Here is a 677-nt window from a genome sequence, read left to right as displayed (position 1 = left end):
TGCCAACGGTTTTGTGTATGGTTAGTTGCGTGGTTCAGCAACTAAGTTAGCAAACTTTTACGAACCCGTGAAAATTCCGCAGGAATTTTCGCAAGTAGGGAAGAACATAGCAATTAATTATACACGGTGTTGTGCATAGTTTTTTATTCTTCAGTCACGAATTTGAATGGCAGAAGAAATTTAACTTTCACTTTTTTATTATTTTCTAATTCCGCTGGTTTCCAGTCAGGAATTTTAGATATTACTTTGTAACAAGCAGTATCATAATCTTTTCTCAATCTTTCAATTATTTCTATATCAACCACTTTTCCAAGAGTGTCAACTACAAAAGTCGATTTGACTTTTCCATTAATGTATTCCGTAAATCCTTGATGAAACTTATAATTCCGTTGTATAAATTTAGTCAGCGAATCAAGTCCGCCTGGAAATTCAGGCATTTTTTTTAAACTCGCAAAATTTATTTGTTCGTTATTTTCGTCTAAAAGTTGATATTCTAAGTCCAGCGAGTTTTGAGATTCCACTTTTTTAAATTCGGATTGAGTGATTTTATTTTCAGATTCAGAATTATTTTCCGTTTCAGTTTTTTCCGAATTCTTACAAGAAATCAGAAGTAAAATTGTCAATATAATTCCTATTATTTTATTCAATTCGTGAGTTTTCTCAAATTATGCACAACG

The 677-nt window shown here is 31.6% G+C and carries 1 protein-coding gene; it reads right to left on the bottom strand.

Annotated features, from left to right (window positions below):
* Positions 1–143 precede the first annotated feature (143 nt).
* Positions 144–647 carry an energy transducer TonB gene (locus HM982_RS18425; RefSeq protein ID WP_179354780.1) on the bottom strand — a complete coding sequence of 168 codons (504 nt, stop codon included), beginning with the start codon at positions 645–647 and terminating at the stop codon, positions 144–146.
* Between the last annotated feature and the right edge of the window lie 30 nt (positions 648–677).

The organism is Winogradskyella vidalii (assembly GCF_013403955.1).
Taxonomy (GTDB): Bacteria; Bacteroidota; Bacteroidia; order Flavobacteriales; family Flavobacteriaceae; genus Winogradskyella; species Winogradskyella vidalii.
This window is presented reverse-complemented; position numbering and strand designations above follow the sequence as displayed.